General features: G+C 44.7%; 13 protein-coding genes. 6 read left to right on the top strand and 7 right to left on the bottom strand.

What is annotated here, in order from left to right; all coding sequences use genetic code 11:
* Positions 1-7 precede the first annotated feature (7 nt).
* Positions 8-517, top strand: a complete 510-nt coding sequence (locus KJB05_RS27770; RefSeq protein WP_038895068.1) for a MerR family transcriptional regulator — start codon at positions 8-10, stop codon at positions 515-517.
* Positions 518-613: 96 nt separating this feature from the next.
* Here the strand turns inward: KJB05_RS27770 and KJB05_RS27765 are convergent, their stop codons facing one another.
* Positions 614-1,144, bottom strand: a complete 531-nt coding sequence (locus KJB05_RS27765) for a GNAT family N-acetyltransferase (protein ID WP_199481794.1) — start codon at positions 1,142-1,144, stop codon at positions 614-616.
* 148 nt (positions 1,145-1,292) lie between these two features.
* Here KJB05_RS27765 and KJB05_RS27760 point away from each other — a divergent pair, with 148 nt between their 5' ends.
* The gene (locus tag KJB05_RS27760) at positions 1,293-1,532 is read left to right on the top strand and encodes an RNA recognition motif family protein (protein ID WP_009706659.1); all 240 of its coding nucleotides are present in this window, start codon (positions 1,293-1,295) and stop codon (positions 1,530-1,532) included.
* 41 nt (positions 1,533-1,573) lie between these two features.
* Here KJB05_RS27760 and KJB05_RS27755 read toward each other — a convergent pair whose 3' ends face one another.
* The gene (locus tag KJB05_RS27755) at positions 1,574-2,098 is read right to left on the bottom strand and encodes a GNAT family N-acetyltransferase (RefSeq protein ID WP_208444770.1); all 525 of its coding nucleotides are present in this window, start codon (positions 2,096-2,098) and stop codon (positions 1,574-1,576) included.
* Between the two features lie 7 nt (positions 2,099-2,105).
* Entirely contained in the window at positions 2,106-2,711 is a 606-nt protein-coding gene (locus KJB05_RS27750) for a histidine phosphatase family protein (RefSeq protein WP_208444771.1), read from the bottom strand.
* Between the two features lie 403 nt (positions 2,712-3,114).
* On the opposite strand from KJB05_RS27750, the gene KJB05_RS27745 reads away from it, so the two are divergent.
* Entirely contained in the window at positions 3,115-3,363 is a 249-nt protein-coding gene (locus tag KJB05_RS27745; protein WP_020194154.1) for a hypothetical protein, read from the top strand.
* Positions 3,364-3,370: 7 nt separating this feature from the next.
* Here KJB05_RS27745 and KJB05_RS27740 read toward each other — a convergent pair whose 3' ends face one another.
* Positions 3,371-3,538, bottom strand: coding sequence for a hypothetical protein (locus KJB05_RS27740; RefSeq protein ID WP_009706656.1), 168 nt, complete (start codon positions 3,536-3,538; stop codon positions 3,371-3,373).
* Between the two features lie 322 nt (positions 3,539-3,860).
* On the opposite strand from KJB05_RS27740, the gene KJB05_RS27735 reads away from it, so the two are divergent.
* Positions 3,861-4,337 (top strand): Lrp/AsnC ligand binding domain-containing protein, encoded by a 477-nt coding sequence (locus tag KJB05_RS27735; protein WP_033005158.1) that lies wholly within the window; start codon positions 3,861-3,863, stop codon positions 4,335-4,337.
* Between the two features lie 83 nt (positions 4,338-4,420).
* On the opposite strand, the gene KJB05_RS27730 is transcribed toward KJB05_RS27735, so the two are convergent.
* Complete coding sequence (locus KJB05_RS27730; protein WP_208444772.1) at positions 4,421-5,128, bottom strand: DUF445 domain-containing protein; 708 nt, start codon at positions 5,126-5,128, stop codon at positions 4,421-4,423.
* Positions 5,129-5,764: 636 nt separating this feature from the next.
* Entirely contained in the window at positions 5,765-7,603 is a 1,839-nt protein-coding gene (locus tag KJB05_RS27725) for an ABC transporter ATP-binding protein (RefSeq protein ID WP_208444773.1), read from the bottom strand.
* Between the two features lie 405 nt (positions 7,604-8,008).
* On the opposite strand from KJB05_RS27725, the gene KJB05_RS27720 reads away from it, so the two are divergent.
* Both KJB05_RS27720 and KJB05_RS27715 read left to right on the top strand, forming a co-directional pair.
* Entirely contained in the window at positions 8,009-9,010 is a 1,002-nt protein-coding gene (locus KJB05_RS27720) for an arginine deiminase-related protein (protein WP_208444774.1), read from the top strand.
* A gap of 385 nt (positions 9,011-9,395) precedes the next feature.
* Positions 9,396-13,712 (top strand): Ig-like domain-containing protein, encoded by a 4,317-nt coding sequence (locus KJB05_RS27715; RefSeq protein ID WP_244142913.1) that lies wholly within the window; start codon positions 9,396-9,398, stop codon positions 13,710-13,712.
* 697 nt (positions 13,713-14,409) lie between these two features.
* Here KJB05_RS27715 and KJB05_RS27710 read toward each other — a convergent pair.
* The gene (locus tag KJB05_RS27710; protein ID WP_208444775.1) at positions 14,410-15,687 is read right to left on the bottom strand and encodes a RidA family protein; all 1,278 of its coding nucleotides are present in this window, start codon (positions 15,685-15,687) and stop codon (positions 14,410-14,412) included.
* Positions 15,688-15,782 lie beyond the last annotated feature (95 nt).

Here is a 15,782-nt window from a genome sequence, read left to right as displayed (position 1 = left end):
AGCCACTATGCTAACCGTAACCCAACTGGCCAGAGAGTGTGGACTCTCTCGTACTACGATTCTTTACTATGAACGTGAAGGCTTGTTAGCACCTGCACATCGTTCAGAAAACGGTTATCGCTGGTATGGAGAAAAAGAGATTCAGCGTTTAAAAACCATCTCGTCCTATCGTTCTTATGGGTTACCGATTTCCAGCATACGCACTTTGTTGGCACAGAAAGGCAAATCTCAAGCGGAGATCTTGAAAGACCATTTCAATGAACTCGAACGTGAGATTCAAAACCTACGAGCGCAGCAAAAAGCGATCGTGGTGCTATTACAAGAACCACAACTGATAGAGGATAATATTGTGACTAAAGAACGTTGGGTACAAATCATGCAAGCTGCGGGTTTCTCTGAAAACGATATGGTGACATGGCACCAGAAATTTGAAGAGATGGAGCCTGCTGAGCACCAAAAATTCCTTGAATCTTTGGGGATTGAGCAAGACGAAATTGTGCGCATTCGTGCTCTATAATTAGCGCCTAAGCAGCGTATTAAAAACCGGTTAAATAAAAATAAGCCTCTTCGTGAGGCTTATTTTTTTATAGCAGTTTACTTAATCATAAACGGCCTAGTTACGGATTTTTGAGTAAACCACAGTGTTACTCAATTCCCCTGAGGTAGAGAGGCGGTCGTGTCTCAACTCACCTTCAAAATCATAACCACAACGCTCTGCGACGGCACGGCTTTTTAGGTTGGTTGAATCTGCCGTAATCGCAATGCGCCTCGCACCAAGATCTTCAAACGCGTAGCGCTCTAGTTCTAACACCGCTTCGGAAATGTAGCCGTTACCAACAGCGATATCATCTAACCAGTAGCCAATCTCAAATACTGGTACTTCTTGGTCTCTAATCATCAAGCCAACGGCACCAATTAAGCGATCGCTTTCCTTCTCGATAATGAAGTAACGCAATTCCTCTTCGAAGTTTTCAAAGTTGGCGATGGCTTTTTCTGTTCCCTCAATCATGGCTTCTAGTGTGAGCACATGTGGCACCCAAGGAAGGTACGTTTCGAGCGTCTTCTGGCAACGTACCACGACTTGATGTGCTTCCTCTGCACGTTCCAAACAAGCGGGGATTAGCTTTAGACGTTTCGTTTCCATATCGGCTCTCCTTTGGGTGAAAAATGAACGAAAAATCATTTAATCAGATGTACTTAGAATGATCTAGTCGTTCGTACAATATTATTCGCTTGGTTTGCTTGGAAGAACCTGAGAGAATCGTACGGTTATTAAACCAACTAGGTTCATTATGAAACTTTTAGTAAGAAACTTGGCTCGTGAAACAACCGAGCAAGAGATGCGTAAACTCTTCTCAGCGCACGGCAAAGTAGAACTTTGTACTCTGGTTCTTGATCAAGAAACCGGTTTATCGAAAGGCTTCGGCTTTGTGATCATGCCAGATGAAGCAGAGGCGATTGCTGCACTGGAAGCGCTGAACTTGACCAGCGTAGCGAAAAGCAAGATTCGCGTGAAAGTCGCTCAAGACTAAGAGAGAGAAAAGCCAGCATCATCGCTGGCTTTTTTGTCCCTTCAAACGAACGTTTTTTGATAAACACAAACTTCACGCTCTGCCCCTTTAGGACCAACCCAAGTGTTTTCGACGTAAGGTACATTGAGTTTATTTATCACCGATTTGGAACGTTGGTTTTCCACTAAGTGCAGTACCTTAATTCCGGCTAACTCAAAGTCGACACGTGCGAAATCGATGAGGGCGCTCGTTGCTTCAAACGCGTAACCCTTCCCCCAGTAAGGGACACCGAGCCAATAACCTAAAGTGCCATAGCCATCCTCAACTCTTGGTATGCTCACGGAACCTAATAACTCCCCTGACTCACGCAAGGTAATCGCGTAGACGACACCTCTGCGCTCTTCGTACATTGGCGCATGTCCGTCAATCCATGATTTCGCCATAGGCAGCTCATAAGGATGCGGAATGTTCGCGGTCATATCTGCGATGATTTTTTCACCCGCGAGTAAAGCGACGCGTTCGCTATCTTCATGCTGGAAAGGGCGCAGAATGAGTCGCTCAGTAAAGAGTTTTGGTTGTGTTGGCATAACGGAATCACCTTACAGATTGAATGACCCACACATCGAGATCAGGTCGGTAAGTTGTGTCGAAGTAGCCCAAATCATCGAACGCAAATCGGACGCCAGTTTCGTTGGCTCTTGGTTGGTTGCCACAAATCACATTAAACATCGTGCTGAGGAAGCGTCCGTGGGAGACCACCAAGTAGCGGCCACTGCCACGTCTGATGATAGATTGAAGGGCAAGGCTTGCTCGGGCGTAAAGCTCAACACCGCTTTCCCCTTCATTGGCAGAGACGACGCAAGGTTGGTACGGGTTGACGAAATCAGCCATAGGGTATTTGTGTTGAGATTCGCTAAAAGGTAGCCCTTGCAACGGGCCGTTATCACGCTCCATCAATTCATCATGCGTGGTCATAGGGACATTTAGGTGTGTAGAAAATATCTCTCCAACATGACGTGCACGCTGCATTGAGCTACTCAAAATCGCATCGTACTTTCGCCCTTCTTCAGCAAATTGTTTCGCGCGATTTTTGGCTTGTCGAATCCCAATTTCGGTGAGTGGACTGTCGAATCGTCCTTCATGAACGCGCAAATCATCTGCAAGTGAACGTCCATGGCGGACGAAGGTTATATGAATCATCTTACTTCCTTGTTTATCTCTTTGGAACGGCATGTTCTGTACGAAGAGGGAGTCAGCTCCACTGCTTATTTTGCACACAATTCACACTGTAAATTGAAGCCGTTTTGGAGAGATAAATCCGTCTTCTCTCGTAGGCAAGCAGAGCAATATGGGCAATACCGAATGTAAAAAATAAGTACGTACAATCAGTTATGTATGATGTCTCGTAGTATTACATACATAGGTGTTATTTTTCATAATTTGGTCGAAAAATTGAGGTCTGACCAAGGTCTCAGTTTTTGAGTTCTTGGGTGTCATTTTTTGGATGTGGAACACAAAAAAGCAAAGGGGCTTTTTTATTGTGGAATTATTTTGAACAAAATATGTCAATTGTCAGTAGCACAGGAAATCAGGGAGAAAGGAAATGCCTAATATTTATTGCTCAGTTTGCAAAAGAACAACGCAGCATAAAGTGATCATGAAGCGTTGTGAACCAGAGCATATCGCTACGCTAACTGGCAAAGTCGTGAGTTTTACTCAGTTGATGGCAAAGTTTGTATCAGGTGAGCATTACTACGAAATGGAACCGCAGTACTACTGCCGTTGCTGTAACCATCGCGCTATCGGTGAAGTGGTTCAACATCCAGCGCGACAGACATCAGCAATCATGTAATCGATGTTTAAGCAGCCAGTTCTTTCTCTGCTGCAAATGGCATTCCATCGATCATAACTGGCCAGCCGTAAGAGGCATATTCAGACGCCAGAGATTTTGCCACTTCGTGTGAAACGGTCGTGTACGTCCATTCACCAACACCAAATGGCTTGTACGCGAGTTGTAGGGTTAACATTGCTTTCTCCTCATTATTTTTGCCTATTATTGCCTTACCATTTGGCTCATTTCTTTTCTTAAAAGCTCATGTTTTTCTATTCAAAGTTCATCATTCCATTTTTTCGTTAACAAAATTATCTTATTAATAAAGTCACCTATATTGTTTGTCCTATTTATAAATTAGACGCATGAATGTTTTCATTTTTAGAATATTTGACGACTTTTTGTTCAGGGCAAACGTTAAATGCCTGCGAGTTTCACACGTTGCTCATTTCACTATTTGCAAACTGAATAGTAACTATTAATCTGGTGATTCCTGAGTTGTTACAAGGATGTGGTTAATGAGTTATCAACTAGACAGAATTGATTTACAGATTTTGAGAGTGTTACATTCTCGAGGTCGAATTCCAGTGGTGGAATTGGCGAAGCAGGTTAACTTAACCACATCACCATGCTCTGAACGCGTAAAACGGTTGGAAAAAGAAGGCTTCATCAATGGCTATCACGCAGAGCTCAATGCCGAAAAGCTTGGGTTGGATGTGCAGGTCTTTATTCATATTCGTCTTGATCAAACTAGCTTCTCGATTTTCGAGAAATTTGCTAAAGCGGTCGAGTTGATGCCTGAAATTGAAGAGTGCTACTCGCTGTCGGGTGACTTCGATACCATGATCAAAGTGCGAGTGAAGAATATGAAGGCTTATCAGGAATTTATGTCGAGTAAGCTAGGGACGCTACCAGGTGTGATACAAACTCGTAGTGAAGTGGTCATTGAAGAACACAAGACTGGATTTGGTGTCAATCCAGAGCTGCTTGGTTAATACCCACGTTTGGGTTCACATGACAGACACAAAAAAGGAGCCATGGAGGCTCCTTTTCAATTCTCGTATCTAGCTTGTATCAATTAAGCGCTGACGAAAGTGGTCAATATGCCGATTAGGGCACCAAATACGCCACCCCAAACTACGAGCCAGCCAAGATGTTCTTTAATCATCTTTTGTACGATTTCTTTCACCAAAGCTGGTGTCAGTTCGCTAAGGCGCTGATCGATAATGCTTTCGATGTTCTGCTTGATTTCATCCATCATTGCTGGCGATTCCATCTGTTCTTTTAGCGCTTCTTTGATGCTGTCGCTCTTACTCAGATCGATAATGGATTCTTGCATCTTCTCTACGAATGGTTGGCGCATAGGTTGCAGCGCTTCTGCTCCGCCAAACATTGCTAGCATGCCACCAAACTGAGATCCTTCAATGACTTCAACCAATGAGTCGAACGCTGGGTTTAGGTCGACTTTCTCAATCACGGGTTCAAGATTGATGTTCACACCCCCTGCCATTTCTTTGTTTAAGAAACGATCGATGTTTGCTTCAGTAAAGAACTGCTCCATCATCAGGTTTTTGATGGCCAGCTTGAACTCTTCGAAGCGCGCTGGAATAACGCCTGAGCCATATAAGCCGGGTACTTTTTCAAACAGCATGTGAATAGCTAGCCAGTTGGTGATCGCGCCAGAAAAAGCGAACAGACCCGCGTACCAAAGGTAATCATTTTGAATGTGATATCCCGCGCCCATCATGGCGATCGCGAGGATATTAGTCAGCAAACTTTTGTTCATAGTGACCGATTATGTATGAGTTGATGAAGTAATAAGTGGGCATGATTTTATACCCAACCGACAGCTAGATGCTAGGTTGAGAGCAATAGGATTCATGTGGGCGAGATAGAGCAGGGGCGAAAAAAACAAAACCCGACAATCATTGTCGGGCCACTGCTTTTTCTTAGAAACTCTAAGATTATTTTTTATTGTGCTTTTAGAAGCGGAAGACCTTACGGCAAAGTTGGCATTTCCAGCGCTCTGAGTAGCCGAATAATTTATCCGCCCAACTTTGTTTTACTTGTACGATCTGCATTGAACCACATTTACACATAAGCTAATTACCTTATTATTAGATTAATAACTAAGCCATCAATTGAGTATAGCTGTTTCTCAAAAAGTGAAATTACAAATGAATCCAGCGAGATACTCTGCGTTGTGTCCACTGCTAACGAATACGCAACGGGGCGCTATACTAGCAGAAAAAGTGTGATTTGCATCCATAAAGTTGTTTCATAGTTGAGATTTTAAGTGATCATGATCACTAAATGTGTCGGGTTGGTTTCTGAATAAAACGGATGGATATAGCAAAATTGAATAAAAAACGGCGCTTGGTGCGCCGTTTTTGTTTGGTTATTTACTGCTACCTAAAGAGCATCAACTCTCCAACTCTTCCCCAAGGAAGCCACCTGTTTGGTGCGCCCAAAGCTGAGCGTAAATGCCGTTGTTGGCAATAAGCTCTTTGTGTGTGCCTTGTTCGACGATGTTACCTTTATCAAGCACAATCAAGCGATCCATTTGTGCAATAGTCGACAAACGGTGTGCGATGGCGATAACGGTTTTGCCTTGCATTAGCTCGTTCAAGCTTTCTTGAATGGCGGCTTCCACTTCGGAATCCAGTGCTGAAGTCGCTTCATCAAGTACCAGCAAAGGTGCGTCTTTTAGCAGTACGCGTGAAATCGCAATACGCTGGCGTTGACCACCAGACAGTTTCACACCGCGCTCACCCACTTGTGCGTCGTAACCCACGTTGCCGAACGGGTCGGTTAGGGTTTCGATAAACTCGTGTGCGTGCGCTTGCTTAGTCGCCTTAATCAGGTCTTCTTCAGTCGCATCTGGGTTGCCATACAAGATATTGTCGCGGATTGAGCGGTGTAGCAAAGACGTATCTTGCGTCACCATACCAATATTCGAGCGAAGCGAGTCTTGAGTGATGCTAGAGATTTCCTGCCCGTCAATCTTGATGTAGCCTTCTTCTACATCGTGGAAGCGCAATAACAAGTTCACTAAGGTGGATTTACCTGCGCCTGAGCGTCCAACTAAGCCCACTTTCTCACCCGGTTTGATATTAAGGTCGAGGTTGTTAATCACTCCCTTTTTCTCACCGTAGTGGAAGCTAACGTTATCGAAGTGGATGCCGCCTTGAGAAACTTGCAGATCTTTCGCATCGGCTTTGTCTTTGATGTCGATCGGTTTAGACAGCGTCTTCATGCCATCTACGACCGTACCCAAGTTTTCGAATAGGGCACCGACTTCCCACATGATCCACATTGACATACCGTTGATACGCAGAGCTAAGCTGACAGCAATTGCAATGGCACCAACGCTGATCGCGCTATCCAGCCACAAATAAATCGACAGCGCAGCCACCGAGAACACCAATAGATAGTTGGAGATCTCTACCGCTACGTCGAAGCCGGTCACCAAGCGCATTTGGCGATATACGGTATTCAAGAAGCCTTTCATGCCTTCTTCGGCGTACTCGGTTTCTCGTTTACTATGCGAGAACAGCTTCACGGTTTGAATGTTGGTATAGCTGTCGACAATGCGCCCAGTCATAGTGGAACGTGCATCGGCTTGCTCAGTAGCCACGGCCTTTAGTTTCGGAACAAAGTGGATCTGAATCGCGATGTACGCCATTAGCCAAACCAACATTGGGATCATCAAGCGCCAGTCTGCTGCCGCCAGCATCACGATAATACTGGTGAAGTAAACCAAGACATAAACAAACACATCCATCGTCTTCATGACGGTTTCTCGGACCGCCAAAGAGGTCTGCATCACCTTGGTGGCGACACGTCCTGCAAAATCATCCTGATAGAAGTTCAGACTTTGATTAAGCAAGTAACGGTGTGCAAGCCAACGTACCGACATCGGGTAGTTACCCAGCAAAGTTTGGTGAATCAGCAGCGAGTAAACCACCACTAAAATTGGCATGACAACCAGCAATAAAGAGCCGTAGAAAATAAGGTCCGCTTTGTTATCTTGCAAAAAAGTTTCTGGGTTGCTGGTGGATAGCCAATCAACCAACTGGCCCATGGCACCAAACAGAGACACTTCTACGATTGCCACAATCGTCGACATGATCGACATGATGATCAGCGGTTTCTCAAAGCCACGAGTGTAATGGCGCAAGAAGGCGTAAATCCCGGTTGGGGGTTGGTCAGGCTGTGATTTGGGGAACGGCTCAGTAAAGCCTTCAAATCGTTTAAACATAACTCATCCTAAAGTTAAAACATTGCCACGCCAGAGAGTGAATTCATCAATTCTTTCTACCTTGGACGAGGTCGAAACACTGAACGTGGTGATAAGACATATTGAGGTCTGCTAGCCAGAAAAGCAGACAAATTACGTACGTGAGAGAGGCGAAAAAATAGTCTAACCGATTGCATTTTAAATGTAACTAGTTGGTTATAAAGAATTCACTTGTGCATTGTTCTTGAGATTGTCATTCACACGCCACAAAACCGTAAATCGGCACGGTGACAATAAAAAGTCGGGCAAAAAGAGTTTTTGTCAGAAATATTTACCTTTGGCTGATGAATTTATTATTAAAAACAGCAAAACCGAAGTTAACAATAAATTTACAATCTCATCATTCTAGTGAAAAGGAATGTTTGGATGCTATTACACGAATCAGTGCCTCAGAATGCACATGGAAAAGAAGAAAGCACGCAAAGTGCTCTGCGTCATACCGCAAATTGCGTTGTGATGGTGCCGCCGAAAGAGTTTCGTTTTAACGAAGAAACCGCGCAAGACAACGAGTTTCAACACCAAGTTTCTCTGACTCGAGAAGAAGTCTCACGTAACACCATGGCTGAATTTTCCGCGATGGTTGAAACATTGCGTAAAGAAGGCGTGCAAGTCGTCGAGTTTGATTACCCTCAATCAGACATTGCCACGCCAGATGCGGTGTTCCCGAATAACTGGTTTAGCACCACTCCAGAAGGCAATTTGTATACCTTCCCGATGGCGTGTGAAAACCGTCAGCATGAAGTTCGCCCAGATGCGCTGGTCGCTGCATTAGCAAAAGCGGGTCGTGAAGTGCATCAACAAGATTCATTAACCGAATACCTCGGAGAAGAAGCCTACCTAGAAAGCACAGGCGTGATGGTGTTCGACCATTTCAACAAAACCGTTTATGCCGCGCTTTCTCAACGTTGTGATCGTCTGGTGTTAGAAGATTATGCCAAGCGCATTGGTTATGATCGTGTGATTTCTTTCCAAACCCGTTTGCCTTCTGGCGCGCCGATTTACCACACCAACGTGATGATGGCGGTGGGTGAGCAGTTCTGCGTGATTTGTGATGAAGTGATCCCTGAGTTTGAGCGTCGCTTTGTGCTTAAATCATTGGCGAAAGATAAGCAGGTGATCTCGATTTCTCTTGAGCAGATGAACCAGTTCTGCGGCAACATCCTTCAGCTGGAAACGGTACGTGGCGATAAGGTCATTGCTATGTCTCAATCGGCTTACGATGCGTTCTCACCAGCACAAAAAAATCAACTGGCGACTCACGGTAAAGTGCTGCCATTCGACGTTTCTACCATCGAATCGATTGGCGGTGGCTCAGTACGTTGCATGTTAGGCGAAGTGTTCCTACCAAGCCGCAAAGCCGTGCTATAGACTCCCCCTGAATTTCCCCCAAAAAGCACCATGTTGAAAGATGTGGTGCTTTTTTATTTGTATTGCAGAAATGCCCAAATGAATAGCAAAACATTTGTTTCATCCTAATGTGCTCTGAGTATGATTTTGTCCATACATCATGCAGGTGTATTATTTAGCTGCTATTTATATGTATTATGTTTCATATAAAAATAAAGGCTAGGTTATGGTTATGATCAACACGTGCAGAAGGGCGGGGTTGTATTGCCTGATAGGAATGATGTCTTTGCTTGTTATATCGGGCTGTAATGACTCTACCACTGAAACGACCACCTCATTAACGTCTCAAATCTCTCACCAACAAAGCTTGTCACTTAATGTCTCTAATCGAGTTGATGAGACCGAAATGTCTAATCTAGAACTGCTGTTTGTTTTCGATGTTGCCAATCAGAATGAGACGTTTGCCGTTCGAGTACAAGATGTTCTAGGAAGAGAAGTGGCTGGTTTCCATCTGGGGGAAGCATTTCAAAGTAACGTTGTGGTAGTGCCTGAATCTGGCATTGTGCCATTCACATTCGATGTCGATAACGCCAGTGATGTGAATGGTGGAGTGGCTAAGATGACGGTGATTGTGAGAGGGGATGGTTTTTTCTCTAACTCTCAAGTGTTTGATCTGACCCAAACCACGATGTCCGATAACTATTGGATTGAAATTGTTCCTAAGTCAGAAAAGGCTGAAGAGGCAACTACTTTTGCGGAAGAACGTGTTGACTTAGATGGTCACGTCACCAGTTCTCAGGTGGATGTCGCGACGGTTAGCAAAGATGACAGCACGGATGGAGGAAAAATCCTTGATGGCGCAACTGCCAAGTTATCGATTCCTGCCGGCACGGGGTTCATCGGTGAAGATGGGCAGTCTTTTACGCCTTTAGGAGAGGTTTCTGTTTCGATGATGCTGTTTTCAGCGGATCCAAAAGGCCTAGCTGATGATGAGAATAACCCGCTATACCTTTTCCCTGGTGGTTTATCACCAGAAGGATTTGATGGTGAGCTCCCAAGCGATATTACCTCTCCTGACAGCGTAACCTTTATTTCTGCTGGTTTTGTTGCGATTGAGATTGGTGATGAGAGTGGCAACAAAGTGTCATCGTTTGATGGCGAAGGGGTTACCTTGGCATTTGAAGTTCCAAAATCCACGATAAATCCGCAAACAGGTGAACCACTATCTTTGGATGACGGCACGATCCCTATTTGGAGCTATACCGACTCTACGGGTAAATGGCGCTATGAAGGTGATGCCGTCATAGAGCAAGAAAACGAAAACACCTTTACCGTCTCGAAACCAATCACTCACCTCTCATACTACAATCTGGATTGGTACGGACAAGATCGCTGTCAACTTGATGTCGACGTTGTGGATGCGAATGGCGACCCCAATAATCAAAAGTTACGCCTCTCCTTTGCCAAAGCTGGCGGTGGTTGGGCTTACAAGCCTTCTGGGTGGGGCGATGACCCTGAAAAGTTAAACATCAATCGAGTGCCTGCCTTTGCTGGCCATTTTGATCTGCTCGACAGCCAAGGTAATAGCTTACTGGCGTCGATTGAAGTGGACGGTGAGGTTATTGAAGTAGCCGATGGTTCTGAGGGACTCGATCTCGATGACTTCTGTTTTGGTGTCTCGAGTGACTCCACTAAATCGTTCAAGGCTACCTTGAATATTGTAAACCCTCCTCGTATTGATATCGAAACAGGGCTGTCGTTAGTTTGCCCAATCGACGAAACGAAAACTCAGACAGTCGACTCCGGCTATTACTACTTATATTCCGGTTATTCTTATGAAAGTTCGGGTGAAGTAAATGGGGATAGCATTACGTTTTCCAACTTGGTTGAAGACGGGTTATATCGACTCTATTACTACGGTGGGCAGACGTGGGCACAAGTAGAATTTACCGCCAAAGCAGACACGACCACTATTTCACTTATGTCACTTCAATTGTGTGACAAAATTGACCAAGCCATTAAAACTCGCTTGGTATGTACCGACGACGATATGGCCGTCACGCGCTTTAAAGCCGCACCTGAAGCGTATTTTTGGATGTACAACCAAGACTATTCTCACTATTTATGGGGGAGAACAGACTCTGATGGTAACGCCACGCAAAGTGATGCGGTCGAATCGATTGAATACATGGGCTCAGCCTATTCTTACTTTGAGAACCGTTATTACTGGGGCGAACGTACAACCGCCACGACGAGCGCCGATAATGCGATCACTTTTGATATTCAGTTACCAAGCTCCAATGAATATTGTCTTGCCGAATTACCGATTGATTACCTTCAAACGTTCGTTTTTGCTGAGAACACAGAAGCGCTGGCAGACGGTGTCGCAGAAATCATTATTACCGTTCAGGAGCGCGATGAGTTTGGTACGGCTCGTGAATCGAATTCAGGTGAGCTTACCTTGAGTGCTGAACCTGCTGAAGAGGTCATGATTTCTGGGGTTACTTCTAATGGTGATGGTACATATAGCGCCAAGGTAACGTCTACAAAAGCGCAAGAAGTCGTTATCTCCGGTAAGATTGATGACAATGCCTTAGGAGGCTCTGCGACAGTAGAGTTTATTCCTGTGGTTGATTTCTCAAATGCCGTCTTTAGTCGGGATAAAGCGTCCGCCAGTGCGGATGGTAGTGAACAAATTAAGGTGACTGTACAACTCAAAGATGCGGATGGAAATGACTATACATCGTCTGGTGGTGACATCAAGTTTGGCGAGCTTTCTGGGTTAACTTTGAAGTCTTACCAAAATAATGACGATGGCACTTACACAGGCGTTTTCATCAGTGAAACGTCAAAAACCTTCAATATCACAGCATCGATTGCAGGTATCGCACTATCTAGCAGCATAGATATCGAGTTTACGCCAGTGTTAGATACCAACAGCGCTGACTTCTCACTTGATAAGAGTTCAGCAAGCGCAGATGGTGTTGACGTTATTACCGTGACCTTGCAGCTAAAAGACAAAGAGGGGGATGATTACACCAGTTCTGGCGGTGCAGTCGTTTTTGATACACCAAATGGGTTAACTAAGTTCGACAGCCAAGATAATGGCGCTGGCTCTTATACTGTGAAGTACAAAAGCTCTACGTCAGGCTCCTACACAGTGGGAGCTTCGCTAGACGGCAGTAAATTTGCTGAATCCATTTCCTTTGAATTTACTCCAGTTCTTGACCTCAGCAACACTGAATTTACTCGTGATAAAAGTTCTGCGAATGCCGACGGATCCGATGTGATCACAGTAACCATTCAATTGAAAGATACGGAAGGTAACAACTACACAAGTTCAGGCGGCACTCTTCAGCTCTCTATGTCAACAGGCGTTAGTTCCGTTACTTCTCAAGATAATGGTGATGGTACTTACACTGTGAGTTTCTCTAGCTCGAGTGCAGGTAACAAATCAATAGGAGTGTCGATTGGTGGCACCCAGTTATCCAGCTCTATTTCTTTGTCTTATGCTCAGGTCTTAAATCTGTCTGCTGCTGCATTCAGTCGTGATAAAGAATCCGCGAACGCAAATGGTAATGACCAGATTACCGTAACGGTTCAGCTAAAAGACACCAATGGTGCTGACTATACATCGTCTGCGGGGGAGATTTCATTCTCTGTGCCTAGTGGGGTAACGGAAGTATCAAAAACAGACAACGGTGATGGTTCGTATACGGCAGTCTTTACAACAGTAAACGCAGGTGCTTATACCTTTGGTGCGAGTATAGGTGGCACTCAGTTGGCTAACGATGTTGAGCTTACTTTTAATGCCGTCATTGATTTATCGCAGTCGGCATTGCAAGCCGATATCACCACCATTGCAGCAGATGGCAACAGTACTGCTCAGTTGACAGTTACACTGAAAGACTACGCTGGCAATGCGTTTGTACCATCATCGAACAGTCCTGAACTCTCGATTACAGCGGGCTCTGCTGATAAGACGGAATTAGTGAATGCTGGCGATGGGGTTTATACAAGCAGTATTAGCGCTAGCGTTGTTGGAGAGGTCACTATTACCGCGACCTATGACTCTGGAACCATTGGTACATCAAACCTCACATTTGAGGCGGTAGCACCAAGCGCTTCTCAGTCTACCATCACGAGTGATACTTCCACCTTTGGTGTGGGAGGCGATCATAGTGCAGTTATCACGGTTGCTTTAAAGAAAGCTGATGGCAGTGCTTACACACAAAGCTACGGTGATTTGGTGTTGAGCCCAGAAGGCACGGGGCTAAGCTATGGCACTCCTGTAGATAATGGTGATGGTACGTACACGGTGTTAGTTACTGCAGATACTGCAGGCAGTTATGTCGTGAGTGCTGCTGTTGGGGATCTCTCATTGAGTAATTCGTTGCCTTTAACGGTTACCCAAGTCGATGCTGAAGAAAGTGTTGTAACACCTACGGAGTTAAATGGTTCAGGTAATATCACGATCACGCTTAAAGATTCGAATGGTATCGATTTAGGGCATGGAGGGCACGTAGTGACTGTTGACTCTTCTTCGGACGCATTCATATTCACAGCTGGGGGGTTTGGCTCATTTAGTGATATTGTGGATAACAATGATGGAACCTACTCGGTTTCAGTGACATGTCTCAAATCAACCAATGGCAATAGTTTTAACATTGAAGTCCAAGCCGATAGTACTTTGGTTGGTAGCGTAGATGTAACCTGCCCGTAAATCTCAGACAATACAAAGAAAAATGCCACTCAACATTGAGTGGCATTTTTATGCTTCGTCACTGTTAGATTTGTTTAATCTAAAGCGACCAATTCTTTTTCATGGGTGTTTTCGCCCACTTCATGACAGCAATGGTTGTGGTGATCCTCGTAGCCATCATACGCGCATTCGCCAATATTGTTTCTAGGACAGATAAGATAGTGACTTCTATCGATCAACTCTGTTTGACATATTGGACAGTACTTTTCCATAGCAACCTCCCACAACTAACGATTGAAAATTTCGTCCGTAGACACGAGTTCAACGGTAATTTTAGACCCTAGATTATGACCGTGATGTGAAGGTTTTATGCGAGGATAAGAGAGTGTTCTCTGTCTTGACAAAGCTCTGACAGAGGGCGGAGTGAGGGTTCTTCTCGCATTTTCATTAGAAGTTTGATTTCAAAAGAAAAGGAGAGGTTTTAAGCATCGTTTTATACTTGATGCTTTGCTGTATCACACCATAATTTTGCAGCTTCTTTTAGAAGGCACATCACAAAGATATTTGTCTTCATTTCGCGCAAAATTGTTGGAGTATTTGGGCTGTTTATAGGTTCGCTTTGAAGTCTTGGGTTTTGGCAATATGTCTGGCAAGGAAAGTGCAGATAAAAACAAGGTCAGCTACTGGGCTGACCTTTTTCTCGATAATTTTATGAGGCTCAGTAGCTAAGCTCTTCTTTTGGAAATGTGCCTTCACCATTAGAAACGATAGCGTCTATTTGGATAGAAGCGTCCATAAAGATTTCCGATACACCGATGACAGTGCACGCCGGAAGTTCTTTATCAAAGTAGCTTGCTAAAATATCCTCCACAACTTGCAAGTCACTGATATCTTTGAGCTGAATATTCAGCTTCACGATGTCGTCCATTACATGGTGCACGCTTTTGATGATGGCTTTGATGTTGTCTAAGCATTGCATGGTTTGCTCGCCTATGTCATTGGCAATAACTTCGCCACTCGACGGGTGGACTGGCAGTTGTGCAGAAATGTTATTGTAATGCGAGAAAGCGACAGTTTGAGTTGAGAACTTGCTGACTGGTGCCGCTTCTGTGTTGTGGGCGCGAATCACAATCCCATGTCTATCTTCTACGGCTTGTGGTGGCGTTCCGTCCCCATGAGAAACCGTCGCGTCTATTTGTATCAAGGCGTCCATTGGTAACCTCTCTGCTTTGGTGACAGTACGAGCGGGCACGTAGGCAACGCTTCTTGCTATCGCTGAGTCTGGAAAAAATGTGCTGTAGACTTGATTGACAGCAAAGGCGTCGTCGAGACTTCTCAGATGGATATTGAGTTTAACAATGTCATCAAAAGGGACATCAATACTATTCAGTATGCTCTTGATGTTTTTTAAACATTGTCGAGTTTGCGCTTTGATCCCGCCTTCAGCAATATTGCCTGTTTCTGGTTCGATCGGCAGTTGGGCTGAAATGTGGTTGTAATGTGAGAACGCAACACTTTGGCTCGACAGTAAACTGGCTGGGGCTTTTGCTGTGTTTCTTACCAGCTTGATCAGCTCGCAAGGTTCTTGAGGGGGTGTTCCTTCGCCGTTCGAAATGAGCGCGTCGATTTGAACTAAAGCGCCTTCCAAAGGCAGTGCAGCAACGGCAATTACGCTTCGAGTTGGAAGGTGGCTGATGAAGTATTGTTTATAAACTTCATCGACAGCATCCAGATCGGTCATAGATTTAAGATAAATCGTGATTTTAACGACGTCATTTAAGCTGTGCTCGATGCTATCCACGATTGATCTAATATTGCTTAAGCATTGTTTAGTTTGCTCTTTGATGCCTCCTTCCACTAACTTTTGGCTTTCTGGGTCAATCGGCAGTTGCGCTGAGATATTGTTGTAATGGGAGAAAGCCACCGATTGAGTTGAGCCGTCGTTGATTGGTGCATTTTCTGTATTTCTAGATACTTTGATGATTTCGCCGTGCATTTCGAATGTTCTCCAATTCTGGCTGCTGTAGGAACGCTGTGGATACGCTGATACAGGCAATAGATAGCCAGACCAACCGCTCAAAACAGAGGCAA

The sequence above is a fragment of the Vibrio sp. B1ASS3 genome, assembly GCF_905175355.1.
Lineage (GTDB): Bacteria > Pseudomonadota > Gammaproteobacteria > Enterobacterales > Vibrionaceae > Vibrio > Vibrio owensii.
This window is presented reverse-complemented; position numbering and strand designations above follow the sequence as displayed.

Excerpts from the sequence above, each read along its gene's own strand:
- KJB05_RS27770 (WP_038895068.1), top strand. The coding sequence starts at position 8 with ATGCTAACCGTAACCCAACTGGCCAGAGAGTGTGGACTCTCTCGTACT.
- KJB05_RS27765 (WP_199481794.1), bottom strand. The coding sequence starts at position 1,144 with ATGGAAACGAAACGTCTAAAGCTAATCCCCGCTTGTTTGGAACGTGCA.
- KJB05_RS27760 (WP_009706659.1), top strand. The coding sequence starts at position 1,293 with ATGAAACTTTTAGTAAGAAACTTGGCTCGTGAAACAACCGAGCAAGAG.
- KJB05_RS27755 (WP_208444770.1), bottom strand. The coding sequence starts at position 2,098 with ATGCCAACACAACCAAAACTCTTTACTGAGCGACTCATTCTGCGCCCT.
- KJB05_RS27750 (WP_208444771.1), bottom strand. The coding sequence starts at position 2,711 with ATGATTCATATAACCTTCGTCCGCCATGGACGTTCACTTGCAGATGAT.
- KJB05_RS27745 (WP_020194154.1), top strand. The coding sequence starts at position 3,115 with ATGCCTAATATTTATTGCTCAGTTTGCAAAAGAACAACGCAGCATAAA.
- KJB05_RS27740 (WP_009706656.1), bottom strand. The coding sequence starts at position 3,538 with ATGTTAACCCTACAACTCGCGTACAAGCCATTTGGTGTTGGTGAATGG.
- KJB05_RS27735 (WP_033005158.1), top strand. The coding sequence starts at position 3,861 with ATGAGTTATCAACTAGACAGAATTGATTTACAGATTTTGAGAGTGTTA.
- KJB05_RS27730 (WP_208444772.1), bottom strand. The coding sequence starts at position 5,128 with ATGAACAAAAGTTTGCTGACTAATATCCTCGCGATCGCCATGATGGGC.
- KJB05_RS27725 (WP_208444773.1), bottom strand. The coding sequence starts at position 7,603 with ATGTTTAAACGATTTGAAGGCTTTACTGAGCCGTTCCCCAAATCACAG.
- KJB05_RS27720 (WP_208444774.1), top strand. The coding sequence starts at position 8,009 with ATGCTATTACACGAATCAGTGCCTCAGAATGCACATGGAAAAGAAGAA.
- KJB05_RS27715 (WP_244142913.1), top strand. The coding sequence starts at position 9,396 with ATGTCTAATCTAGAACTGCTGTTTGTTTTCGATGTTGCCAATCAGAAT.
- KJB05_RS27710 (WP_208444775.1), bottom strand. The coding sequence starts at position 15,687 with ATGCACGGCGAAATCATCAAAGTATCTAGAAATACAGAAAATGCACCA.